The organism is Pseudomonas sp. NPDC087614, assembly GCF_044743485.1.
Classification (GTDB): Bacteria; Pseudomonadota; Gammaproteobacteria; order Pseudomonadales; family Pseudomonadaceae; genus Aquipseudomonas; species Aquipseudomonas baetica_A.
The window spans coordinates 1-24,626 of sequence record NZ_JBIUWN010000065.1 but is presented as its reverse complement, the minus strand read 5'-3'; the positions used below and the strand labels follow the sequence as shown (position 1 = coordinate 24,626).

The window sequence follows — 24,626 nt, the reverse complement described above, 5'->3', positions numbered from 1 at the left end:
TTATTTCAGAGGTGATCTATGACAATTAGACGTTTAGTGGTGGGGACGGTCGATGGCCGTTCGGTTGTTCTGAACGATGGTCCGGTACCACGCTCTCATAACTACGAACATGTACCTGGATTTTCTACCTCCTTGGTTTGGGCGACGACAGCATCAGAGCAACTCTCTACTGGTAAAGATGAAACAATCTCGCTGAGCAGTTCGTTTGTTCCCGGGCCTGGGGAAACGAGGCTTGAAATTGTCACCTTTCCTCCTGACTCGATTTTTGCTCATCCGGATTTCAGTCATCAGGCAGCCTTTGCCGAGCAACAAGAGCATCTGACAGGGATGGTGGATCATTTTGATCCCGATCGACCAGGTATGCACTCAACCCCGTCAGTTGATTATGGCATCGTGCTTGAAGGTACCATTTGGCTGGAACTCGACGATGGCGTCACAGTGAAACTAGAAAAGCATAACGTCATCATTCAACAAGGGAATATTCACGCTTGGAGAAACCAGGGTGATGTTCCTGCCACGTTAGCGTTTGTCTTGGTAGGTACCAATAAGCAATAAATGCTCCTGTCTAGGAGTTTGAACAATCCACATCCAATAACAAAAAAGTGAGATTGCTTATGAAAGCGTATGCATGTCTGTGCGTATCTGTGGCTGCTACTTGCGCAGTGAATTTGGCCATGGCAACGGAGCGGGGTGATACAACCTGGCCGTTGGGTGTGCAAACCGTTGTACCAGCTTTGATGCCAAGTCCAGGCGATACCGAGTTCTATAGTTATACTGTTTATTATCATGCTGGCAATTACAAAGATAACTCCGGGCGCTCAAGTGTTCCGGGGTTTAATTTGGAAAATTATATTCAGGCGATACGTCTCGTTCATACCTGGGATTATCAAACTGAATCAGGTGTTCGGTTCACAAGCGGAATTATTGGGACTGGGGGGCACGTAAATATAAAGGCTGGAGGAGCGTCTGACTCTAAAACGGGGATGCGGCAGACCTACATCAGTCCTTTGAACGTGCTTTACTCTCCCGCCCCTAATCTTCATCTGCTCGCCGGCGTGAGTGTCTTCAAACCCTTGGGAGGCTATGACAAGAATGATTTGGCCAACACTACGCCGAATTATACAACTTATATTTCAGAGTTTGCGCTGACTTGGTTCCCGCATCCGGACTGGGAAGTTTCTCTGGCGCCCACTTATTCGTTCAATGAACGAAACAAGGATACAGACTACCGCTCCGGCAACGTGTTTAATGTCGACTACTTATTGGGGTATCGCTTTCCCTCTATGCCAAAACTTCAGTTTGGTCTGGCTGGGTACTACACCAAGCAGATGTCGGATGACAATGTCAGCGGCGACAACTTACCTGGGGGCAATCGGCTGGAAAAGGTGGGTGTGGGCCCTCAGCTGTTTTACTCATTCAACCAGAACACCGGTGTGGTGCTCAAATGGCTTCATGAAACAAATGTGAAAAATGGTCCCCAGGGTGACTCAGTCTGGCTGGAAGCTGCGTTTCCACTATAGGCATGAGGCTGCTACGGCTCACACCGTGGCAGCCATCTCCTCGCTGTGTAGGCGTTGCATTGCCTCGATAACATGCCTTGATACGCTCTCAATGTGCGCCATCGCCGCCGTTTTACAGTGTTTGTGGTTGCGAGTGCTCAATGCTGCAATTATCTCATCATGTTCGCCTGTCACGTCATGTAGGTGCGCCTGAAAGCCACAACTTTGAACAATGAAAAAGTCTGACAGCTCGAAATTGGCCATCTGCCGTGTCGACACGATAGGTGACCGTGCCATCGCATGGAGAAGCCGGTGGAAATCAACGTTCAGGTTTCTATAGCTCTCCGAGGCATCACTGTGGGCTGGGTTGATCCGTGCGATCTGTTCATTTAACTCTTGAAGCCTTGCGACCTCCATAGGCGTTCCGCGCTCTGCTGCAAGGCTTGCGATCAGGCCTTCGGTATTGGCGAACATTCGATAGAAATCAGCAACCTCGTCCGGGCTTGGTTGCACCACCTGGCAGCCAACCTGCGCAATGATTTGAACAAATCCCCGCTCTTGCAGGCTGTTCAAGGCCGTCATTATGGGCTGCCGACTGACTCCCGTCGATTCACCAATTTCCTTCACGAAAATTTTTTCACCAAAGCGATAACGGCGGGTGAGCAAGCGCTGCAAAATTTCTTGATAGATCGCGACTTTTTTGTTTGGCGTGTGCATAGGTCTTCGGTAGGTAAGGTGCAATCGAGGGGGGAATGCTCATTCGTCCACTTTAGTGCGCAAAGTCTTGATCTACAAGGGACTCAGATCCCGGACGGCTTTCGTGGCGAGCAACGGTCGAGTAACTGAGCGTAAACCGGTTGACAACAATAGCTTGCATGCTAGCATGCCAAACAAGAAATATAAAAGCAGATGAACTGCCACGCGGAGTATTCAGGTATGAGAATTGCCTTGCGACTGCCCCATATAGCTGCCCTAGCTACGGCTCAATCGCCGCCCACCTTTGAGCACGACGCTTACGTAAACGTGCTTATCCAAATCCCACTTCCTCCAAGGCAGTCCCGAACGTCAAGTTAATTGCGCGCCAATGTCTCTAAATAACGTGTATGCACAAAGGCCGGCCTTTTTTGGCAGAGTTTCGTTCGACTTAATAAAAATAAGGAAAGTCCAATGGGTATTCGTTCAGGTAAAGAGTTTATAGCTGGCCTTAAAGAGAATCGTCGCGACGTGTGGGTGAATGGGGTTCAAGTAAGTGATGTTACGACCCACCCTGCATTCCGCGGCGCAGTCAAGCAATTAGCCGAGCTTTACGACACGCAGCATGATCCCGAGCTTCAAGATAAAGTGACTTATGTCGTCCCCTCCACCGGACAACGTGCGGGGATGGCGTTTCATCCTGCGCAAAATGTCGAGGATCTGACTAAGCGTCGTGAAGCATACAAAGTGTGGGCTGAAACCAATTTTGGGCTAATGGGCCGCTCTCCTGATTTTATGAACGTAACTCTCTTGGCGTTCTGGGAGGCACGCGATACTTTCGCCGAGGGTGGGCAGCAGTACGCTGACAACGTCGAGCGTTACTACGAATATATCCGTGACAATGATCTGTTCTTAAGTCATGCACTGATTACGCCGCAAAATGATCGTTCTAAGCAGTCTTCGTAAATGGGCAACATGCACCTTCGGGTTGTACGCGAAAGTGCTGAAGGCATCTACGTAAGCGGAGCCCGGATGATTGCCACGCTGGGGCCGGTGTCAGACGAAATGGTTATGTACAACCTGCCATCCTTCAAAGCAGGTGACGAAGATCATGCGTTGGTATTTGCGGTGCCGACCCACATAGAAGGCCTTCGACAAATCTGTCGCGACCCTTACTATGTTGAGGGGCACACGAGCTTCGATCACCCGCTTTCAACGCGCTTTGAAGAAAACGATTCTCTGCTGGTATTCAACAATGTGTTTGTGCCTTGGGGGCGCGTTTTCTGCTACCGAAATGTTGAGCTCTCTAACCGTCTCTACGCCACTACCGGCGTGCGTAATCACACGGCACATCAAACCAATACCCGTGCATTGGTTAAGATGCAGTTTTCCGTCGGGCTTGCGATGGCCGTAGCGCGCTCCATCAAAGCTGACCAATTCCTTCACGTTCAACAAATGTTGGGCGAATGCCTTGGTTATATTGAGCAGGTCAAGAGTGCGTTGGTGCGTGCAGAGGTTGAGGCCCAGTGGACGTCTCGTGGAACACTCCAGCCTAATCTCGCACCACTACAGGCCATTCGAACCATGCTGCCTACTGCCTATCCGCGGGTGATTGAGGTGCTGCAAACGATCGGTGCAGGTGGCTTCATGCTGATGCCGAGCGCTGCGGACTTCCAGGCGCCGGAAATTGCAGATGATCTGCATGCTTACTACCAAGGCGCTGATGGCATGCCGTCCTTGGAACGCGTGAAGCTATTTAAGTTGGCCTGGGATCTCGCAGGGGAGGCGTTCGGTCAGAGGCTTGTGCAGTACGAGCGTTATTACGCTGGCGACCCTGTACGAAACCTTGCCATGAACTACCTGAACTCCAAGGATCCGAATCCTATTCGCCTGGTGAACCAAGCGTTGCAGTTGGCGGGCAATCCAGAATCGGCCTCGTGACTGTGATGACACTGTAAGCGGGCGCAAAAGTGTCCGCAGCTAGCTACTTACTTAAAATCCAAGACTTTATTATACGAGGTCGGATATGACGCAGCTCAATATCGGAGTGGCGCCTGGAGTTAGTACAACTGAATTCCGAGGCGCTGTGGGTCAATTTGTCACGGGAATAACTGTAGTTTCGGTTCTTGATGAGCAGGGGCGACCATATGGAATGACCGCTAGTTCTTTTTGCTCTCTTTCTCTTAATCCTCCGCTGATTCAATGGAGCATTACGACCGAGTCCTTTTCATTCCAGAAGTTCCAGAGGTCGAAGTATTTCGCGATAAATATTCTCGCCTCTGATCAAGAGGATGTTTCGAGAAATTTCTGCAAGCCAATAGATCGTTTTGCGACGGTCTCATCCACATCTGGCCTACACGGGTTACCGCTCATAGACAACTGTCTGGCGTGGCTGGAGTGCGAGGTAGAAGAAATGGTCGTCGGCGGGGATCACACAATTTTCATTGGTCGGGTTCTCAGAAGTCGTGTCTTCGACAAAGGCCCTTTACTGCATTGGAGGGGGAAGCACATTCCATTGGAGGCGTAGCCTTAAGGTTGAAATCAGTATGGGTGCCAAAATTCTGAAACGATGAATAATATAAAAACAAGATAGGGCGTCAGATGAACAATTATAAAAACGTTCTTGGGTGGACATCGTTACCCATCGCATTTTCGATTTGCGGCATTGCCAGCGCACAGGGATTTTTTGAAGATAGCAAAGCCACAGTTACGCTGCGTAACTACTATTTTGATCGAGATTACAAAGGAACAACCCCACAGAGTGCCGCTCGGGAGTGGGCGCAGGGGGGGATAATGAGATTTACCTCTGGGTTCACGCCTGGCGTCGTTGGCTTCGGGCTTGATGCAGTTGGAATGATGGGCATCAAACTGGACTCGTCGCCTGATCGTTCTGGTACCGGGCTTTTACCTCGAGATGCGGTCACCCGCAGAGCGCCTGACGAATATTCAGAGTTAGGCCTTACCGCTAAAGCAAAGGTATCGAAGACCGAACTGCAGGTAGGCTCAATCTCAACGTTTCTCCCCATTGCTTTCGCCAGCCCAACAAGGCTTCTTCCTCAGACATTCCGAGGGGCCTACATCCGATCCACCGACATTGATAAATTTAGTCTGCATGCAGGGTATCTGGATCGCATCAACTATCGGGACTCAACTGACTACCAGAAAATGTCAGTGGCTTCACCGAACCGCCGCTTCATACCCACCGCAGAGTCAGACAAGTTCATTTTCATGGGGGGGGACTACCAAATCACCCCTGCGCTGAACTTGAAGTATTTCTATGCCGAGCTGGAGGATATCTGCCAGAAAAACTACCTCGGGTTTGAGCATTTTTGGCAAGTCGGCGGGGGCAAGCTGAAAACGGATTTTCGGTTTTACCAGACTGATGAAAGCGGCCAAGGGCGCGCAGGTAAGGTCGATAATACGAATACCGGGATCATGTTCACGTATACCTACGGTGCGCAAAGCTTCGGTGCTGGATACATGCAACTTAATGGTGATACCGCGATGCCCTATTTGGCGGGTACTGAGCCGCTGGTTGTAAGTGAGGGGTTTCTTAGCTCTGAGTTCCTCAACCCCAAGGAACGCTCTTGGCAGGCGCTTTACAGCTATGACTTCGCCTCATTCGGCATGCCGGGTCTCAAAGCAACCACTCGATACATCAAGGGCTCCAATATCGAGCTTCCCACTCTCGGGGGTCAAGGTCTTACTGAAAGTGAGCGATACCTTGAACTCAGCTACGCGTTTCAAGGCAGCCTAAAAGGCGTAAGTGTGCGTGCAAGGCACTCTCTATACCGAAATGACTTCTCTAGCGCAGCCAGCGTGCGCGATGACAATGAAACGCGAATCAATATCGATTACACGATGAGCCTTTGGTAGCAGCGCGACTTGTACCAGCCCAATTTAAAAATAATAAGTGGAGAAGGTTATGACCGTGTCAACTGAGCTGCAGCTTGAAATAGCGATCAAGCGCAAAACCGCTTACCGCAAAATTTGGTGGCGCATAATACCTTTCTTGTTTATCTGCTACGGCGTGGCCTTCATTGATCGAATCAATCTAGGCTTCACCAAGCTGCAGATGAGTGAGGAGCTTGGCATCAATGCTACGTGGTTCGGGATTGCAGCCGGTGCTTTCTTCATTACCTATGCATTGTGTGAAATGCCGAGTAATGCACTGTTAGCAAGATGGGGCGCCAGACGGACTTTTTTGCGCATCATGTTCTTGTGGGGGCTAGCGACGGTCGCCACTGCATTTGTTACCAGCGTTTCTCACCTCATCACCCTGCGTCTGCTGCTGGGAGCTTTTGAGGCGGGCTTTCTACCCGGCATCATTCTCTATCTTACGTTCTGGTTTCCTTCATCTATGAGGGCTCGCGTCACGGCAGTTATTTTTGTTGCCAACGCGGTAGCTGGCTCTATTGCGTCTCCATTGAGCGGTTGGATCATCACTTATATGGACGGGGTGGGAGGGCTATCAGGATGGAAATGGGTGTTCGTCGTCGAAGGTGCGCCGGCTTGCTTGCTGGGTATCCTATGTTTTTTCGTACTGCGTGATCGCCCCGACGACGCGACCTGGTTGACGGATGATGAAAAACGACTGGTGAAGGAAGACCTGGCAAAGGACGAAATCCCTGAGGAGCAGCACTCCAAGGGCGTTATGAGGAACATTCTTTGTAACCCCGTTAACTATTTAGTGGCTTACCTGTTCTTTACCGCGGCATGCAGCAACTACCTGTTGTTTTTTTGGCTTCCCACGATCGTTAAGGACTCTGGTGTGAACTCCCTTGTGGATGTCGGTTTCCTGTCTGCGATTCCCCTGCTTTTCGGATTTGTGGGGGCTATCGCACTAAGCTGGAGCTCAGACGTGTTACGTGAGCGACGGTGGCATCTCGTGTTTTGCTTTGGTTTGATCAGCTTTGGTTTAGTGGCAGGAACCATTGCTCAAACGCTTCCCTGGATGCTGTTCTTCTTCGCCGTGGCGAGTTTCGGCACGGGGGCGAGCGGGCCTTTGATTTGGTCACTACCGCCTGGATATCTGGATCGTAAATCGGCCCCATTGGGGATCGCATTCATCAGCACGCTGGGTAACGTCGCAGGCTTCGTTAGTCCTCCGGTTCTGGGCTACATCAAGACGGTAACCGGGAGCTTGAACCTTGGAATTATCGGCATCGCGATGTTGGGGCTGACCGGCGCGGTGCTCACGCTATTTGCACTGTCCCCGGCAGTGGTAAGGGTCAAGAAATCTATCGACTCGCCTTCTGCTGTTTGATAGTTACACCGGAAGTATATATCTAACAATTCGATGGTTTTGGCGGCGACGTATTCAGTTATTAGCACGTACCAAGCATTGACTCGCTAACCGTATAGGCTTAGCTTGCATGCTAGCATTCCAATAAAAAGGTTCGTCTACACGGACCGCACAAATGCCTTAGGGCAATGCACTCAGGAGGTCGAAGTGAAACAATCCCAAGAAGCGGATAAGTCTCAAGCTGCCGCAACAGAATCCAACACCACTGCCGCTCACGTCCTTGCCGCTGCACTGCGCCGTCACGATGTCACTCATGTGTTCGGTCAAGCCATTCCTGCCGCTTTCTTCGTTATTGCTCATGAATATGGTATCCGTCAGGTTGGCTACCGTACCGAAAACGCAGGCGGTGCAATGGCTGATGCCTATGCTCGTGTGAGTGGCAAAGTGGGTGTAGTGGCTGCACAAAATGGTCCGGCAGCGACCCTCTTGGTCGCGCCATTGGCGGAAGCATTGAAGGCATCAGTTCCAATGGTGGCGATCGTTCAAGACGTGCCTATGGGCATGACTGACCGCAACGCGTTTCAAGAGTTTGACCACCTCACCCTTTTTCAGTCTTGTGCAAAATGGGTTAGACGTCTGACAGAGGTCAGCCGACTGGACGATTACATTGACCAAGCCTTCACTGCTGCATCCAGCGGCCGACCAGGACCTGCTGTGCTTATTTTGCCAATGGATTTGCTGCGCAAGCCTGCTACATCCAGTCCGGCGCGCACCTCCAATCTTGGGCATTTCCCACTGGATCGCTTCGCTCCATCGCCGGAGGCTGTGCAGCACGTTGCAAAGCTGATCGCAGGCGCCAAGCGACCGATTATCGTAGCCGGTGGCGGTGTGCATCTCTCTGGAGCTACGGCTAGCATCAATCGCTTGAGCGAGCTGTGCGGTATCCCCGTTGCTACAACCAATATGGGCAAGGGGACAGCCGACGAAAACGGCCCGCTGTCTCTGGGCGTCTTTGGCAACTGCATGGGGCCTGGCACACCAGGTCATGAGCTCGGCCACCATCTGGCTGACGCCGATCTGATTCTGCTGGTAGGTACTCGTACCAATCAGAATGGGACGGATACTTGGAAAATTGTTCCAAACGGCGCGACGATCGTCCATATCGATATCGACCCGATGGAAATCGGGCGCAACTATGATTCCGTGCGCTTACTGGGCGACGCGCGACTCACCGTTGATTCGCTCATCCAGGCATTGGCCTCGCATGACTTTAGTCATGGCGCTGAACGGACTGCAGCGGTCAAAGCAGAAATTGAAGCTGCTCGACCGCGTGTGCGAGAAGCACGTGTTGCAATAGGTAGTGGTCGCAGTGGGGCGCTTCGACCGGAGGCGCTGATGGCCGAACTGGACAAGATTCTGCGCCCAGATGACATCGTGGTGGCAGACGCGAGTTACTCCACCAATTGGGTCACTAGCTTCCTCACGTCCCGCCGTGCGGGATCTCGCTTTCTGACTCCACGAGGGCTCGCAGGTTTGGGCTGGGGTTATCCAATGGCGCTGGGTGCCAAGGTGGCACATCCGAATGCACGAGTGATCGCCCTTGAGGGCGATGGTGGATTCGGTCACTGCTGGTCGGAGCTTGAAACAGCGCGGCGCATGAATATTCCTGTGGTTCTCATTGTTTTGAATAACAGCATTCTGGGCTATGAACTTCATGCCGAGCATGTGCATTACGGCGTGCACAGTAATGCCTGCAGATTCCAGGCAGTAGACCATGCGGGTATTGCGCGGGCTGTTGGCTGCTGGGCCGAAACTGTAAGTGATCCTGCCGAAATGGCGGGTGCGTTGGAGCGTGCACTCGCCGCCGGTGTTCCTGCTTTGCTGGACGTCATGATTGATCCCCGCGCGTTCCCGCCGCTCTCTCTTTTCTGCGGTGACGTGAATCCAGGAAGCGATGAGTTCCTGGAAGTCGGGGGTGTGTCATGAGCAGCACGAATCGAACTGTTTGCTGGGTAACGGGGGCGTCGAGCGGAATCGGTCTTGCAATAGCGGAAGCACTTGTACAAGACGGGCATTTTGTTGTGATTTCTGCCAGGGGTGAAGCTGCGCTTGCGCAAGCGCTAGAACGCTTGCACACCCTAAGTCCGAACGCTGCTGCTGTAAGCGTTGATGTGACATCTTTCGATGCGGTTCGTAGTGCTGTAGCCCAAATCGAATCTGACTACGGGCCGGTAAGTATCCTAGTGGCGAATGCTGGGATGAACGTGGCGGCTCGCGCATGGGGAGAACTCTCCAGTTCAGATTTCGATCAGGTCACGCAGATCAATTTGAACGGCGTCTACTACACGATCGACGCGGTGCTCCCATCGATGCGAGCACTTAAGAGCGGGTTGGTAATCAACATCGCCTCTTGGGCTGGTCGGTTTGTATCGGCTAAGCCAGGGCCGTCCTATAGCGCGGCCAAGGCCGCGGTGATCGCATTGACTACAAGCCTCAATGCTTCTGAATACCAACACGGTATCCGAGCCTGTGCGCTGTCTCCTGCGGAGGTCGCAACACCTGCCATGTCGCGCCGCAAAGTGCCACCCACCGAGGCCGCTTTGTCGAAGATGCTCAAACCTGAGGATATCGCCGCTGCCGTTAGGTTTGTCGCCAATATGCCGCGCCATGTCTGTGTTAACGAGTTGGTGATTTCACCCGTTTGGAACGGGGCATATGGCGCCCCGCAGCTCTAAGTGTACTTGACGGATTGCAGTGCAATTCAGTTCTGAAGAGGTATGTGATGGTTAGCCTGGCAGGCAGTATCGTTGCTGTTGTTACACCCATGCTTGAGAACGGAGGCGTCGACTACGATTCCCTCGCGCGGCTTATCGAATGGCATATCGCCGAAGGAACACATGGCCTTTGCGTCGTGGGCACTACCGGCGAGTCCGCCATGCTTTCCGTCGAGGAGCACATTGACGTATGTGCCTTCGCGGTTCGCCAGGTGGCTAGTCGCGTACCTGTTATCGCAGGGGCAGGCGCGAACTCAACTAGCGAAGCTATTGAGTTGACGGCGCTCGCTAAGAAAATTGGTGCGGACGCTGCGCTACATGTAGCTCCTTACTACGTTCGTCCTACGCAGGAAGGCATGTTTCAACATTTTCGAGCCGTCGCTCAGGCGGTAGACCTTCCTATCGTGCTCTACAACGTCCCTGCGCGAACCGGGGTAGATATTGGGCTTGAGCTAACCCTGAAGCTTGCATGTGAGCCAAGCATTATTGGTATCAAGGATGCTACCGGCAGTATCGAGAGGGCTTCTGAAATTCTTCGCTATAGACCTAGCGGCTTTAGCTTGTATTCAGGTGATGACCCTACAGCTGCGGCGCTAATGCTGCTTGGAGGGGAGGGGACGATAAGCGTTACTGCGAACGTTGCCCCCCGTCTAATGGCTCAGCTCTGTGAGCGCGCATTGGCAGGAGAGGCTAAAGCAGCGTCGGCGCTGAACTTGCAACTGATGCCTCTTCACCAAGCACTGTTTATTGAGAGCAGCCCATCGCCGACGAAATGGGCCCTGGGGGAGCTAGGGCTAATCAAGCCCCACTGCCGACTACCGCTGGTTCCTCTTTCTGAAAAGGCAAGGCCGGTTCTCGCATCTGCGATGCGAGATGCCGGGATCGTGAAAGTTAATCACATCACCTAATTACAATAAGGATCTAACCAATGATCGTAGAAATGCGGACCTACACGCTTCTGCCTGGAAAACTTCGTGAATGGTTGCCGTTTTTTGAGAAAGAGCGCTTCCCGATTCAGAAAAAACATCTAGGTAATCTGGTTGGCTACTACACGACTGACACGGGTGAGCTCAATCAAATCGTTCAGCTCTGGGCGTACGAAAATTATGCTGATCGTGAAGCCCGTCGTAAGGCGCTCTGGTCTGATCCAGAGTGGACGGATCCATCCAAATCGACCATTAGCGTGATGCAGAAGCAAGAAAGCAAAATCCTGCTACCCACTGCATTTTCCCCATCTCATTTCTAAACGAGGCGACTCGCTATAGCGGTAAATGCAACAGCGACGACAGAGGAAATGCAGAAATGATGCTTAAAGCTCTGGGTTATTTGGGAGTCGATACTACCGACTCCTCTGGTTGGAAGGATTACGGCTCTCGCTTTCTTGGGCTTCAGCTTACCGAAACGGTGAGTGATGGTATGTCCTTCAGGATGGATGACCGTAAACAACGTTTGACAGTCAACGAAGCGAACCGCAACGGCCTTGGCTTCATGGGATGGGAGGTTGCCGACGCTGCGGCTCTGGACCAATTCGCTATGCGTTTGGAACAGGCACAGGTACGCGTCAATCGCGGGTCGCGCTCCCTTTGTGAGCAAAGGCAGGTTCGGGACTTGATTGTTTTTTCAGATCCCATTGGCAATCGCATTGAGGTCTATCACGGATTGGCTGAGGCAGGAACGCCCTTCATTCCAGGACGTACGATGCAAGGTTTCCGGACTGGGGACATGGGCATTGGCCATGTGGTCCTCACCGTACCAAGCGCCAAGGATATTTTGCCGTTTTACCGTGACCTTTTGGGTTTTCATCTGAGTGACTATTTCGAGCGACCGTTCAAGGCGATCTTCCTGCATCTAAACCAACGTCACCATAGTCTGGCAATTCTGGAAACGGGCAAGGTTGGTATCCACCACCTCATGTTTGAGACGTTAAGTCTTGATGACGTCGGACAGGCCTACGACTTGGCGTTGGTGGATGAAGGGCGAATTGCAACGACGTTGGGAAGGCATACGAACGATCAGGTGGTTTCATTCTATGCAAAGAGCCCATCCGGGTTTCTGGTTGAGTGCGGTTGGGGCGGGCTGGTTATTGATCCCGAAACGTGGGAGCCCTATGAAGTTGTCCACGGGCCCAGTTTCTGGGGGCATGACCGCAACTGGCTGCCTCCAGAAGGCCAGGAAGAGGCTAGACGTATCAGGATGGCCGCCGCTCAAGATGGTGCACGTGCCAACGTAAACGTAATTGAAGGGTTGTACAACGCGACGCGAAAGTGATCCGTGTCAGCGTGCAGCATGAGTAAAAAATAACTCCGCTATCAATAACAAAATGGAGAATTCAAATGACTAATAAAATGCGTGCCGCTCGGCTTCACGATATCGGTTCCCCGATGAGTGTGGACGAAATCGATATTCCTACTCCTGACAGCGATGAAGTGCTTGTACGAGTAGAGTCGTGTGGTGTCGTGCCCAACCTTGGGAACGTGATCAAGAACTATCCAACCTGGTTTCCAGATCTGCCGCTGCCGAAGTTACCTGCCATTTTCGGTTTGGACCCTGCCGGTACCGTTGTCGGGGTCGGAAAGCGCGTTTTCAACTTTAAAGAGGGCGACAGGGTCTATGTAAATCCGGCCCGGTTCTGTGGCACGTGCCGCTGCTGCCGCAAGGGTGATCCCCTGAGCTGCGAGCGCTTCGGCTACTCGGGCTATTTCGGTTTTTCGCCGGAAGCGAATGATCTTTTGAAGCATTACCCCTACGGTGGCTTCTCGCAGTTTATGACGGCTCCTCAATATAGCCTTGTGAAGCTGCCGGACAATGTAACGTTCGATCAGGCTGCGCGGTTCGGGTATCTGGGAACGGCATACGCTGCTCTTAAGCGTGGTAACGCGGGCCCTGGAATGACTGTGTTGGTCAACGGTGCAAGCGGGACTCTTGGTTTGGGTGCTGTGCTATTGGCGCTAGCACTTGGTGTCACTCGTATTTTCGCAGTCGCCAGGGATAAGGCGCTTCTGGAGCAAGTTCGCCAGTTAGCCCCTCTGCGAATCGAAACATTCTCCACGTCTGATGGCAACTCCTTGTCAGAGTGGGCCTTTTCTAATACCAATGGAGCGGGGGTTGATCTTGTTGTCGACACCCTGGGGCCGGGAGCGCCCGCAAGCGCAGTCACTGATGCGATCGATTGCTTGCATCGTGGTGCTCAGGCAGTGCATGTGGGTGGTGTGTCTGAGTTGGTTCCGATGAATCTGTTCAAGCTCATGGCAGCCCAGGTTCAGTGGCTGGGTTCTAATTGGTTCACAGCTGGCCAGGGGCAGGATCTCGCTGACATGGCGGAGCGAGGCGTTCTCGATCTGTCGGTATTTGAGACGACTGGTTTTGGGCTGAGTCGCATCAACGAAGCTCTGGATTCCATCGCCGGGCGACATGGTGGATTCACTAATTTCGTTATAAACCCGCAAGCGTAAGTGCCGCTCCCTGCGGCCGATTCCGCATCGGCCGCAGGGATTCCAGAACAATCGTGGACGAGAAAATGCCAGCGCCCCAGGTGAATATTGTGCTTGCATGCTAGTATGCGAGAGGGCATGATGATTTCACCAACAACAAAAGCGTACGCATGACGACGAGCGCTACTCGCCCTTTTTAGGGTATCGATGCAGCCTTCACTGCATTCGACTTGGGCCGTCGTTAGTGTGCCGAAAACCTTCGGGTTTTTTAGCGCATGACAAGGTGCATGGCTATGAGCGTTTTCCTCCACTGTCTGTCACACACACCTCTGGTCGGCTTAGTCGACCCTTCCCCCGATGTTCTGGCAGAAATTAATGCCGAGATTAATTCCGCCCGTCAGCAGATCGAAGCTTTCGATCCTGAACTTGTAATCCTGTTTGCTCCTGACCATTACAACGGTTTCTTTTACGACATCATGCCGTCCTTCTGCATCGGTACTGCTGCCGAAGCCATTGGCGATTTTGGATCTGCTGCGGGTGTCATCTCAGTGCCAGCTCGGGAAGCTGAGGAACTCGCTTTTGCGGTGTTAGCTGCGGGTGTAGATGCTGCAGTTTCTTATCGCATGCAGGTCGATCACGGTTTCGCCCAACCACTCGATTTTCTGCTAGGTGGCTTAGATCGGTATCCCACTATTCCGATTTTCATCAATTGCCTTGCGCGCCCCATGCCGAGTTTTCAGCGGGTTCGAATGTTCGGTGAAGCAGTGGGCGCTTATGCCGCCAAAACCGACAAGCGTGTTCTGTTTCTGGGATCTGGCGGTTTGTCCCATCAGCCCCCGGTACCTGAGCTGGCAACTGCAAACTCTCACCTACGAGAGCGTTTGTTAGGTGGAGGCAGGGACCTGCCGCCAGATGAGCGGGAGGCTCGCACGCAGCGGGTTATCAACGCGGCTTTGCTGTTTATTGATGATCAGAATTCCCTGCATCCGCTAAATCCGACATGGGATCGCTACTTTCTCGACATCCTTCAAGCCGGCGATTTGCGTGAGCTGGATAGCATCGGCGATGACGAGCTGTCAGCCATAGCGGGCAAATCCACACACGAGGTCAAAGCCTGGGTGGCTGCATTCGCCGCCATGACGGCTTATGGCTCTTATCAAACGAGTAACCGCTATTACCGACCGATCCCAGAGTGGATTGCGGGCTTCGGTGCTTTGAGCGCTCGTCCAATCGCGGATTGAGCGAATTTGAGTTTTTTCCTCTCCTGCGTCTTATCGCAAGAGCCCATCTCCTGATCATATGAGGAAGAAGAGATGACGTCTGCCAAGCAAACCTTCACCAATGAAAACACCAGCAAACTGGTTCGCGTCAAAGAGGGCGAACATGAGTTTCAACTGCACTATAACGATGCTGGTGACGGGGCTGAAACAATCATCATGCTCCACGGCTCGGGCCCTGGCGCCAGCGGTTGGGCAAATTTCAATCGCAACATCGAAACGTTTGTTGACGCAGGTTTTCGCGTCATTTTGATGGACTGCCCGGGCTGGAGCAAAAGCGATCCCGTGGTCTGCACTGGCTCACGCTCCCATCTTAATGCTGCTGCGCTCAAAGGGTTCGTCAACGCACTTGGGCTTGACCGCGTCCACCTGGTAGGCAATTCGATGGGTGGCCACACAGCAGTCGCTTTTGCGTTGGACAACCCTGAGCGGGTGGGCAAGTTGGTCTTGATGGGCGGTGGTACTGGTGGAGCGAGTTCCTTCGTGCCAATGCCCACAGAGGGCATCAAGCTGATCCAGAGTGTCTACCGCGAGCCCAATATCGAGAACCTCAAAAAAATGATGAAGGTGTTCGTCTACGACAGCAGTGCGCTGACTGACGAACTATTCCAAGGCCGCCTGGATAATATGCTGAGCCAGCGCGAGCACTTGGATAACTTTGTCAAAAGTATCGATGCAAACCCTAAGCAATTTCCAGACTTCGGCCATCGCCTTGGCGAAATCAAAGCCGAGACCTTCGTCATTTGGGGGCGTAACGATCGCTTCGTCCCGATGGATACCGGACTGCGCTTGATTGCTGGTATTTCGAACTCCGAATTGCACGTTTTCAACAACTGCGGGCACTGGGCGCAGTGGGAGCATGCTGACAAGTTCAACCGCATGGTTTTGGACTTCCTCACCCATTAATCGCTTACCTGGTGTCGGTGACTATGGTTCCTTCAGTCCCGACACCCAACACCCCGATGTCCCACACGCACAGCATCGGGTGATTCGTACAGCGCGCAATTACGAGGTGTCTTATGAATGTGACCCAGCAGACTTTAGAGCAATTAGCGGGAGCCTTGCGCCAGGCTGAAAGCAGTGGTGAGGCAATTGAGCCTCTACGTGATCAGATTGGTCTTGATAACCGGGAAGCGGCGTACGCCATTCAGCGATTGAACGTGGCCCACGCCAGTGCAGCTGGTCGGCGGGTCATCGGTCGCAAGATAGGCTTAACAAATAAACAGGTTCAGGCCCAGCTCGGGGTCGATCAACCCGACTTTGGCACGTTGTTCGCCGACATGTGTTATGGCGATAACGAAGTCGTTCCCTACGCAAGCCTACTGCAACCAAAAATTGAAGCTGAGATCGCTCTGGTTTTGGAGTCTGACCTGCCTCGAGTGGATACCACATTTGCGGATGTCCTGGCCGCTACCGGGTGGGTGCTTCCTGCGCTCGAAATTGTAGGTAGTCGTATTCAAGGCTGGAATATCCGTTTTGTCGACACGGTGGCTGACAATGCTTCAAGTGGATGTTTCGTATTGGGCGGCCCAGCACGGCGATTAGACGGTTTGGATTTGCGTGAAGCAGAAATGGAAATGACTCGAAATGGTGAGTCAGTTTCAGTAGGTAGCGGCGCGCAATGTCTCGGACATCCTTTGAATGCTGCGGTATGGCTAGCTCGCACTATGGCTCAACTTGGTGAGCCTTTGAAAGCAGGCGACATCATTCTTACGGGCGCGCTAGGGCCGATGGTGCAAGTGGCTGCCGGTGATCGGTTTGAAGCAACGATTAGCGGCATCGGAAAAGTCGCGGTGGAATTCAGCGCTGGTTGATTGCGCACCTGAGAGAGCAAAAAACATGAAAAAGCTCAAAGTAGCCATTGTCGGCTCCGGCAACATCGGCACGGATCTGATGATTAAGATCATGCGTAATGCGAAGTACCTGGAAATGGGCGCTATGGTAGGTATCGACCCTAATTCTGACGGCCTCGCTCGAGCGGCACGTCTAGGCGTCGCCATTACGCACGAGGGCGTAGAGGGCCTGACTAAGCTTCCGATATTTTCCGAGATCGACTTTGTCTTTGATGCGACGAGTGCCGGTGCTCACGTGAAGAACGATGCTTTCCTGCGTAGCATCAAGCCAGGTATCCGTTTGATCGACCTGACGCCTGCCGCCATCGGGCCCTATTGCATTCCCGTAGTGAACCTTGAACAGAACCTCAATGCGCTCAACGTCAACATGGTGACATGCGGTGGTCAGGCGACCATCCCGATGGTCGCGGCGGTATCGCGAGTGGCAAAGGTTCACTACGCCGAGATCGTCGCATCTATCGCTAGCAAGTCCGCAGGGCCGGGTACGCGTGCGAACATTGATGAGTTCACTGAAACCACCTCTCAAGCTATCGAGGCTGTCGGTGGGGCCGCTCGCGGCAAGGCCATCATCGTAATGAACCCGGCAGAGCCGCCTTTGATGATGCGAGATACAGTGTTCGTTCTCTCGGAGGCCGCGGATAAAGCCCAGATCGAAGCGTCGGTTGAGGAGATGGTCGCTGCGGTACAAGCATACGTTCCCGGCTATCGCTTGAAGCAGAAGGTTCAGTTCGATGAGATTTCGGAACAGGCGCCGTTGAACATTCCTGGGCTAGGAAAATTTCACGGCCTCAAGATTTCCATTTTTCTGGAAGTCGAAGGCGCTGCGCATTACCTGCCCTCCTACGCGGGCAACCTCGACATCATGACATCCGCCGCGTTGGCAACTGCAGAGCGCATGGCCCATTCAATGACGAGCGTCTGAGGAATATTCAATGAGCATCGATCTGAATAAAAAACTCTACATATCTGACGTTACTCTGCGCGACGGCAGTCATGCGATTCGTCATCAGTACAGCATCCAGAATGTTCAGGACATTGCCCGGGCGCTGGATAAAGCCAGGGTCGACTCCATCGAGGTGGCGCACGGTGATGGTCTTCAGGGCTCAAGCTTTAACTATGGTTTTGCGGCGCACACCGATCTTGAGTGGATCGAGGCTGCAGCTGACGTCATCAACCACGCGAAGATTGCGACCCTGTTACTACCAGGCATCGGGACTGTCCATGATCTCAAAGCAGCCTACAACGCTGGCGCTCGTGTCGTTCGCGTGGCCACCCATTGCACCGAAGCGGATGTATCCAAGCAGCATATCGAGTTTGCGCGTGAGCTAGGGATGGATACCGTTGGGTTCCTTATGATGAGCCACATGATCGAGCCGGAAAAATTGGCCGAGCAGGCAAAGCTGATGGAAAGCTACGGTGCGACATGCGTTTACATGGCTGATTCCGGCGGTGCCATGAATATGCAGGATATCCGCGATCGGTTCCGTGCTTTCAAAGCAGTGCTCAAGCCCGAGACTCACACCGGGATGCATGCTCACCATAACCTCTCACTGGGCGTAGCTAACTCCATTACCGCAGTGGAAGAGGGGTGCGACCGTGTCGACGCCAGTCTTGCTGGTATGGGTGCAGGCGCAGGCAACGCGCCGTTAGAAGTTTTTATCGCTGCAGCTGAGCGATTGGGCTGGAACCATGGCACTGATCTTTACACCTTGATGGATGCTGCAGACGATATCGTCCGCCCTCTACAAGACCGACCAGTACGTGTAGACCGTGAGACCTTGGCTCTGGGCTACGCCGGAGTCTATTCCAGCTTCCTGCGACACGCCGAGGTGGCAGCTGCAAAGTATGGTTTGAAGACCATCGACATCCTCGTCGAGCTTGGCAAGCGCCGTATGGTCGGTGGTCAAGAAGACATGATTGTCGATGTCGCTCTGGATCTCTTGAAACGTTAAGAATTGGCCGCTTTCAAAGCGGCCTTTTGCTCAATGACAACAATAACAATTGGGTTACTGATATGAACGCCTGCCAACCATTCATTGTTGATAAAGACCGTCAACGTGTTTCATTCCGACCGCATCTCTGCCTCGTAAAAACAGCTGTACTGGCGACGCCACACCGGGGAGCAGGTGATGTCTAATCTACCGAATAACACAGCCCGTGGCGGGCTCGTTATCACTATCACACTGTGCTTCATGGTAGCTCTGATGGAGGGTTTGGATCTTCAGGCTCCGGGGATTGCAGCCCAGGGAATGATGTCTGCATTCGGTATAGATAAACTCCATATGGGCTGGGTTTTCAGTGCGGGTGTGCTGGGAATGCTGCCAGGTGCTTTTCTGGGTGGAAGGTTAGCTGATCGTTATGGGCGCAAGTATGTGCTCATGGCCTCTGTTGCCCTATTTGGCGTTTTTTCTCTGGTGACAGCGCAGGCGTGGGACTACAACTCGCTCATTGCGGCGCGGTTCCTCACCGGTGCGGGTCTAGGGGCTTCTCTGCCCAACCTCATCGCATTGACCTCAGAGGTCGCGGGCCCCAAGTTTCGTGGCACTGCAGTAAGCATGATGTATTGCGGCGTACCGTTGGGTGCAGCCGGAGCCGCGCTAATCGGCGTTAACGATTTCGGCCTGGGGTGGCAATTGGTCTTCTATGTCGGCGGTATCGTTCCTCTGCTGATCGTGCCATTACTAGGCGTTTTCCTTCCTGAATCAAAAGCTTTTTCTGGAGCGATGCCGGACACGTTACCGGTCTCGACGCTACTGTTTGCAGAGGGCAATGCTAAGCCTACGTTACTGCTGTGGGCGAGCTTCTTCTTTACGTTGATGGTGACTTACATCTTGATCAACTGGCTGCCGAGCCTTTTGGTCGCTCAGGGGTTTTCGGGCAAAAATGCGAGTTGGGTTGTCCTCACGATGCAGCTTGGGGCCACAATCGGCACGCTGATGCTCGGGGTGCTGATGGATAGGGTGCCGACTTGGGTAATGTCAATCATTATCTACATAGGCATTCTCGTAGCGCTAATGGGTCTGTACGTATCGACTACATTGCTCGGAATGCTTGTTGCTGGTTTTCTTGCGGGTATTTTTACCACGGGGGGCCAAAGTGTGTTGTATGCCCTGGCGCCCTTATTCTATCCCGCGCGGGGCAGGGCTACCGGAGTTGGCACCGCCGTGGCAATCGGCAGGCTAGGCGCAATGAGCGGCCCATTGGTCGCCGGTAAAATGCTTGCACTTGGCACTGGCACTGCTGGAGTGATGCTCTCCTGTGCGCCAGGGATAGTGGTGGCGGCCGTATCCCTTTGCTATCTGTCGGCGGTGAAAAATCGTAAGGCACTGGCGACGCAGGCCCCGAACGCAGAAGCTATTCACTCACTAAAAACTCAGATGCCCGGCTAATTAAATCTGATTTACCGCTGATAACTAGCATGCTAGCATTCCAGTTATCAGGGTGCAGAGTGATCGCGGCCCATCCTGAAGCTGATTCTAGGATGGGCCAGATGCTCTATCAGACAATAACTACAAGCCTGTCGTAATGGAGACAACAATAATGAACAATTCCCAGCACTTCGATACTGACGTTTTGGTTGTGGGTACAGGGCCTGCCGGCGCTACCACGGCACTCGCTCTCGCCACATATGGAGTAAGAGTACGAGTTGTCACCATGTTCAATTACCTTGCCAACTCCCCTCGTGCGCACATTACAAATCAGCGCGCCATGGAGGTCTTCCGTGACCTGGGTGTTGAAGATGTAGTGAAGAAACACGCAACGCCTTGGGAGCAAATGGGAGATGCTCTGATCACCACCAGTTTGGCTGGTGAGGAAATCGCCCGGATGAGATCCTGGGGGTCAGGTGATGCACGCAAAGGCGATTACATCAAAGGCAGTCCATGCCCAATGGCTGATATCGTCCAGCCGCTCATGGAGCCTATTTTGGTTCAGCACGCTGCTGAGCGTGGCGCGCAATTCTCGTTTAACACCGAGTACCTCAATCACATCCAGGATGCGGACGGCGTTACTGTCACCCTTAAAGACCTGCTCACAGAGCGCGAGTACACGATGCGTGTACGTTACCTGGTTGGGGCAGATGGTGCGCGCTCGAAGATAGTCGAGCAAATTGGCCTGCCGATCGAAGGGGAAATGGCTCGGGCAGGTACTGCCTATGTCGTTTTTAACGCTGATCTAAGCCGCTACGTTGCCCACCGCCCGAGTGTGCTGCAGTGGATTGCGAATCCTGTTGCTGGCTTTGGTGAGATTGGCATGGGCCTGCTTCGCGCGGTCAAGCCTTGGAATCAGTGGATCGCCGGTTGGGGCTTCGACATGGCGAAGGGCGAACCTGATTTCTCACCAGAACATGTTTTGCAGCGTATTCGTACTCTTGTGGGCGATCCTGAACTCGAAGTAGAGATAGTCAGGAACAGTACCTGGTACGTTAATCAGGCATACGCCTCTTACTACTCCAACGGGCGGGTGCATTGCGGCGGTGATGCCGTGCATCGTCATCCGCCATCAAGCGGCTTGGGTTCGAATACTTCGGTACAGGACGGCTTCAATCTTGCTTGGAAGCTGGCTTACGTTATCAAGGGCTATGCGAATCAATCCCTGCTGGACTCCTACTCCCTCGAGCGTCAGCCCGTCGGAAAACAAATCGTTACGCGGGCCAACCAATCACGAGTGGATTACGGGCCTTTCAAAGAATGCTTCAAAATGAACCAGGGTGTGGATACCGTCGACAAGTTGCTGAAGCGTATGCGCGAACCGACTGCAGAAGGCGCGAAAACACGCGAGCTTCTTCAGAAGGCTCTCGAGCTCAAAGATTTCGAGTTCAACGCTCAGGGCGTAGAGCTCAATCAGCGCTATGAGTCCAATGCAGTTGTTGTTGACGAGGCCGCGGGCGAGGAAGTTTGGGCTCAAGATAAGCAACTCTTCCTACAGGCGACTACCCGACCTGGTGCGAAGATTCCCCATGCTTGGCTCGTCGATAAAAACGGACTGAGAACGTCAACGCTCGATGTTACAGGTAGGGGCAAATTCTCTCTGGTCACCGGTCTTTCAGGTCAGGCCTGGGTCTGCGCGGTGAAGGAACTCAATCTTCCCTATCTACGCACAGTCGTGACAGGTGAAAAGGATACTGCTGACGCTTATTTCGATTGGCAGCGCATACGTGAGATTAACGAGGCTGGAGCGATCCTGGTTCGCCCTGATGGCTACATTGCATGGCGCCAATCGGAGGCAGTTTGGAGCGTTGAGGACGCGATTACCCAACTTCAGGATGCCTTGGCGAAAGTCTTGGGTACAGTCTGATTTTGAAGGGGGTGTGATGCGCCCCTTTTATCGGCTTTTCGCAGACCTAACGCTTAATAGCTGTCGCTAGAGGCAGTGAGGGAATCGATCGTATGCAGCATATCCTTGGTAAGAATTTCATCGCAGGAAGTCGGAGTGGTAAAGGTGCTGCTTCATTACGCAGTATCGAAGCCGCTACCGGCCAGGAATTGGATTACGTTTTCTTCCAGGCAACACCTGAAGAGGTGGACGAAGCGGCACGTGCAGCACAGGACGCCTTTCCGATTTTTCGAAACCTGTTGCCATCTCGAAGGGCCGAGTTTTTGGAAGCAATCGCACAAGAGCTCGATTTGCTGGGCGACGACTTCATCTCCCTCGTGAGCCGGGAAACAGCATTGCCAGCAGCGCGAATCCAAGGCGAGCGAGCCCGTACGAGCAATCAAATGCGGATGTTCGCGAAGCTTTTAGGTAGAGGCGACTACCTCGGCGCTCGTATCGATCACGCCTTGCCAGAACGTAAGCCGGCCCCTCGAGTTGACCTTCGGCAATACCGAATTGGGGTCGGGCCCGTTGCGGTATTTGGAGCAAGTAACTTTCCGCTGGCATTTTCAACAGCCGGTGGAGATACGGCCGCGGCATTAGCAGCAGGTTGCCCGGTAATCGTAAAAGCTCACAGTGGACATATGGCCACCGCCGATCTTGTGGGTTGCGCGATCGACCGTGCTGCAAAGCGCACGGGAATGCCCCTGGGCGTTTTCAATATGATTTTCGGCTCAAGGGTCGGAGAAGCCCTGGTTAAGCACCCGGCTGTTCAAGCAGTGGGATTTACCGGCTCACTGTCAGGTGGTACCGCACTCTGCAAGATTGCCTCTGAACGTGCCCAGCCTATTCCGGTGTTCGCCGAGATGTCCAGCATCAACCCTGTGTTCGTACTCCCTGAGGCACTTAAGGTCCGTGGCGCAGCAATCGCCAATGAGCTTGGTGATTCAGTGACGCTGGGGGCAGGGCAGTTCTGCACTAATCCTGGTTTGGTTATCGGTTTGAAATCGCCAGAGTTCTCGCGCTTCATTGAGTATTTAGTACATCGGCTTAGCCAAGCTCCCGCCCAGACCATGCTTAACGCTGGAGGATTAAGCAGCTATAGCCAAGGCGTCCATAAGCTGCACGCCCACTCAGGAGTCACGCATCTTGCTGGTAGACCTCAAACCGCCGGTGTGGCTGAAGCCCAACTTTTCAAGGCCGATGCGACGCTGTTGATAGACGGCGATTCCTTACTTCAGGAAGAGGTATTTGGGCCGACCACTATATTGGTGGAAGCCGCAAATACTCATGAGCTGCGATCTGTCTTAAAAGCGATTCGGGGGCAACTAACAGCCACCCTGATCGCCGAAGGTTCTGACCTGTCAGAGCATGAGTGGTTGGTGCCAATGCTCGAAGAGAAGGTGGGGCGTATTCTTGTTAACGGCTATCCTACGGGAGTCGAGGTATGCGATGCGATGGTGCATGGCGGGCCATTCCCTGCTACATCAGATGCTCGGGGAACCTCAGTAGGGACGGCCGCCATAGATCGATTCCTGAGACCAGTGTGTTATCAGAATTATCCAGATGCTCTATTGCCCGACGCGCTAAAAAACGCGAATCCCTTGGGCATAAATCGTTTGGTCGATGGCGTGTGGTCATCTGCCACAAGCTAAGACTCTGACTCTATAGGTATGCCTACACCCTTGACGTGCCGCAGAGGCGTAAGTGTTTAGCCAAGTCGCTTGCGTGATTTCGCCAAATATCAACTGATATGCGAGCAGGTTGCTCGGTATCGTTTGACTGTCGGCTCCCCTTGTTACCACCAGGCTGGAGCAGGCGTGCTTGCTTAGCAAATGGCTACGCAGGATTAGACTTCCGAACTCCAGCATTAAGGGCAATTGCGTCCGCCTATTTTTAGCGGACGCGATCACTCTTTTATGCTTTTCTCGTGCTGGGCAACATGCCTTTGAGCACGTCGTCTCGTTCTATGAAGTGATGCTTGAGTGCGATGAGGGCATGTCCACCCACCAAAGCTCCGCAAAACCAAGCGGTATAGGTGTGGATCGCTTTGGCCAAATCATAAAGGCCTTGGTCCGGAGCAACAAGTGCTGGCAGCGCAAAAAGACTGGCTACCATAATTGGTTTGCCGGCAACTGAGCTCCAGTACCAACCCGACAGCGGCAGGCCAATCAGAGCAATCACGTAAAGCAGGACGTGGCCTATAAAGGCGCCACGCTTCATCAGCGGACTCATGGTTTCTGGTAATGCTGGGGCAGGGTTAGCCAAACGCCAACCAAGTCTCACGACAACCAGGATGATAATCGTACTGGCTACTGCTTTATGCAGGAAGGTCAACTCATGATGTGCGTTGAGTTCATCGCGCCATTGGGTTGCGAGAATTCCTACGCACCAAGCAAAAATCCAAATTAGCGCCATGCCCCAATGAAGCCACTTAGCTGTGCTTGTATCCCCCGGTGTCAGGATAGTTGTCGCCTCTCCGGTTTTTCCAAAAAAAGCATATCGGGGGCGGAAAGAGACTGGTCGTGCCGTACTATTCAC

22 protein-coding genes and 1 pseudogene are annotated in these 24,626 nt (G+C 53.1%); 21 read left to right on the top strand and 2 right to left on the bottom strand.

Features of this window, described 5'->3' with window-relative positions:
- Positions 1-18 precede the first annotated feature (18 nt).
- Both ACIOWA_RS21270 and ACIOWA_RS21265 read left to right on the top strand, forming a co-directional pair.
- Complete coding sequence (locus ACIOWA_RS21270) at positions 19-555, top strand: cupin domain-containing protein (protein ID WP_401161758.1); 537 nt, start codon at positions 19-21, stop codon at positions 553-555.
- Between the two features lie 59 nt (positions 556-614).
- Positions 615-1,520 carry a transporter gene (locus tag ACIOWA_RS21265; RefSeq protein WP_401161756.1) on the top strand — a complete coding sequence of 302 codons (906 nt, stop codon included), beginning with the start codon at positions 615-617 and terminating at the stop codon, positions 1,518-1,520.
- Positions 1,521-1,538: 18 nt separating this feature from the next.
- Here the strand turns inward: ACIOWA_RS21265 and ACIOWA_RS21260 are convergent, their stop codons facing one another.
- On the bottom strand, positions 1,539-2,216 hold the full coding sequence (locus ACIOWA_RS21260; RefSeq protein ID WP_073162427.1) for a GntR family transcriptional regulator: 678 nt from the start codon (positions 2,214-2,216) through the stop codon (positions 1,539-1,541).
- Positions 2,217-2,666: 450 nt separating this feature from the next.
- On the opposite strand from ACIOWA_RS21260, the pseudogene ACIOWA_RS21255 reads away from it, so the two are divergent.
- From ACIOWA_RS21255 to ACIOWA_RS21165, 19 genes and pseudogenes are all read left to right on the top strand, one after another.
- Positions 2,667-3,464 (top strand): annotated as a pseudogene (locus ACIOWA_RS21255) (4-hydroxyphenylacetate 3-hydroxylase N-terminal domain-containing protein); the annotation flags it as partial.
- Positions 3,450-4,133 carry a 4-hydroxyphenylacetate 3-hydroxylase C-terminal domain-containing protein gene (locus ACIOWA_RS21250; RefSeq protein WP_401161772.1) on the top strand — a complete coding sequence of 228 codons (684 nt, stop codon included), beginning with the start codon at positions 3,450-3,452 and terminating at the stop codon, positions 4,131-4,133. The pseudogene ACIOWA_RS21255 and the gene ACIOWA_RS21250, both read left to right, overlap by 15 nt.
- A gap of 85 nt (positions 4,134-4,218) precedes the next feature.
- The gene (locus ACIOWA_RS21245) at positions 4,219-4,719 is read left to right on the top strand and encodes a flavin reductase family protein (protein ID WP_017138676.1); all 501 of its coding nucleotides are present in this window, start codon (positions 4,219-4,221) and stop codon (positions 4,717-4,719) included.
- Between the two features lie 74 nt (positions 4,720-4,793).
- Complete coding sequence (locus tag ACIOWA_RS21240; RefSeq protein ID WP_401161753.1) at positions 4,794-6,068, top strand: OprD family porin; 1,275 nt, start codon at positions 4,794-4,796, stop codon at positions 6,066-6,068.
- Between the two features lie 49 nt (positions 6,069-6,117).
- Positions 6,118-7,458, top strand: coding sequence for an MFS transporter (locus ACIOWA_RS21235; RefSeq protein ID WP_401161751.1), 1,341 nt, complete (start codon positions 6,118-6,120; stop codon positions 7,456-7,458).
- A gap of 186 nt (positions 7,459-7,644) precedes the next feature.
- Complete coding sequence (locus tag ACIOWA_RS21230) at positions 7,645-9,423, top strand: acetolactate synthase catalytic subunit (RefSeq protein WP_401161749.1); 1,779 nt, start codon at positions 7,645-7,647, stop codon at positions 9,421-9,423.
- Entirely contained in the window at positions 9,420-10,172 is a 753-nt protein-coding gene (locus ACIOWA_RS21225) for an SDR family oxidoreductase (protein ID WP_073162415.1), read from the top strand. Before ACIOWA_RS21230 ends, ACIOWA_RS21225 begins: the two co-directional genes overlap by 4 nt.
- A gap of 47 nt (positions 10,173-10,219) precedes the next feature.
- Positions 10,220-11,119 carry a 4-hydroxy-tetrahydrodipicolinate synthase gene (gene dapA / locus ACIOWA_RS21220; protein ID WP_401161747.1) on the top strand — a complete coding sequence of 300 codons (900 nt, stop codon included), beginning with the start codon at positions 10,220-10,222 and terminating at the stop codon, positions 11,117-11,119.
- Between the two features lie 20 nt (positions 11,120-11,139).
- Complete coding sequence (locus ACIOWA_RS21215; RefSeq protein WP_017138683.1) at positions 11,140-11,457, top strand: NIPSNAP family protein; 318 nt, start codon at positions 11,140-11,142, stop codon at positions 11,455-11,457.
- Positions 11,458-11,513: 56 nt separating this feature from the next.
- On the top strand, positions 11,514-12,479 hold the full coding sequence (locus ACIOWA_RS21210) for a VOC family protein (RefSeq protein WP_058422015.1): 966 nt from the start codon (positions 11,514-11,516) through the stop codon (positions 12,477-12,479).
- Positions 12,480-12,544: 65 nt separating this feature from the next.
- The gene (locus ACIOWA_RS21205; RefSeq protein ID WP_073162408.1) at positions 12,545-13,663 is read left to right on the top strand and encodes an alcohol dehydrogenase catalytic domain-containing protein; all 1,119 of its coding nucleotides are present in this window, start codon (positions 12,545-12,547) and stop codon (positions 13,661-13,663) included.
- Between the two features lie 272 nt (positions 13,664-13,935).
- A complete protein-coding gene (locus ACIOWA_RS21200; protein ID WP_401161744.1) occupies positions 13,936-14,883 on the top strand; it encodes a 3-carboxyethylcatechol 2,3-dioxygenase in 948 nt (315 codons plus the stop codon).
- Positions 14,884-14,955: 72 nt separating this feature from the next.
- Positions 14,956-15,825 carry an alpha/beta fold hydrolase gene (locus ACIOWA_RS21195; RefSeq protein ID WP_401161742.1) on the top strand — a complete coding sequence of 290 codons (870 nt, stop codon included), beginning with the start codon at positions 14,956-14,958 and terminating at the stop codon, positions 15,823-15,825.
- Positions 15,826-15,938: 113 nt separating this feature from the next.
- Positions 15,939-16,733, top strand: a complete 795-nt coding sequence (gene mhpD, locus ACIOWA_RS21190) for a 2-keto-4-pentenoate hydratase (RefSeq protein WP_401161740.1) — start codon at positions 15,939-15,941, stop codon at positions 16,731-16,733.
- A 25-nt stretch (positions 16,734-16,758) separates the two neighbouring features.
- On the top strand, positions 16,759-17,694 hold the full coding sequence (locus tag ACIOWA_RS21185) for an acetaldehyde dehydrogenase (acetylating) (RefSeq protein WP_090208627.1): 936 nt from the start codon (positions 16,759-16,761) through the stop codon (positions 17,692-17,694).
- A 10-nt stretch (positions 17,695-17,704) separates the two neighbouring features.
- Positions 17,705-18,724, top strand: a complete 1,020-nt coding sequence (gene dmpG / locus ACIOWA_RS21180) for a 4-hydroxy-2-oxovalerate aldolase (RefSeq protein WP_401161737.1) — start codon at positions 17,705-17,707, stop codon at positions 18,722-18,724.
- A gap of 177 nt (positions 18,725-18,901) precedes the next feature.
- On the top strand, positions 18,902-20,161 hold the full coding sequence (gene mhpT, locus ACIOWA_RS21175) for a 3-(3-hydroxy-phenyl)propionate transporter MhpT (protein WP_401161735.1): 1,260 nt from the start codon (positions 18,902-18,904) through the stop codon (positions 20,159-20,161).
- Positions 20,162-20,312: 151 nt separating this feature from the next.
- Positions 20,313-22,067: an FAD-dependent monooxygenase gene (locus ACIOWA_RS21170; RefSeq protein ID WP_401161733.1), complete on the top strand. Its 1,755-nt coding sequence runs from the start codon at positions 20,313-20,315 to the stop codon at positions 22,065-22,067.
- Positions 22,068-22,159: 92 nt separating this feature from the next.
- Positions 22,160-23,740, top strand: coding sequence for an aldehyde dehydrogenase (NADP(+)) (locus ACIOWA_RS21165; RefSeq protein ID WP_401161731.1), 1,581 nt, complete (start codon positions 22,160-22,162; stop codon positions 23,738-23,740).
- Positions 23,741-24,002: 262 nt separating this feature from the next.
- Here the strand turns inward: ACIOWA_RS21165 and ACIOWA_RS21160 are convergent, their stop codons facing one another.
- Positions 24,003-24,551 carry a cytochrome b gene (locus ACIOWA_RS21160; protein WP_401161770.1) on the bottom strand — a complete coding sequence of 183 codons (549 nt, stop codon included), beginning with the start codon at positions 24,549-24,551 and terminating at the stop codon, positions 24,003-24,005.
- Positions 24,552-24,626: the final 75 nt, after the last annotated feature.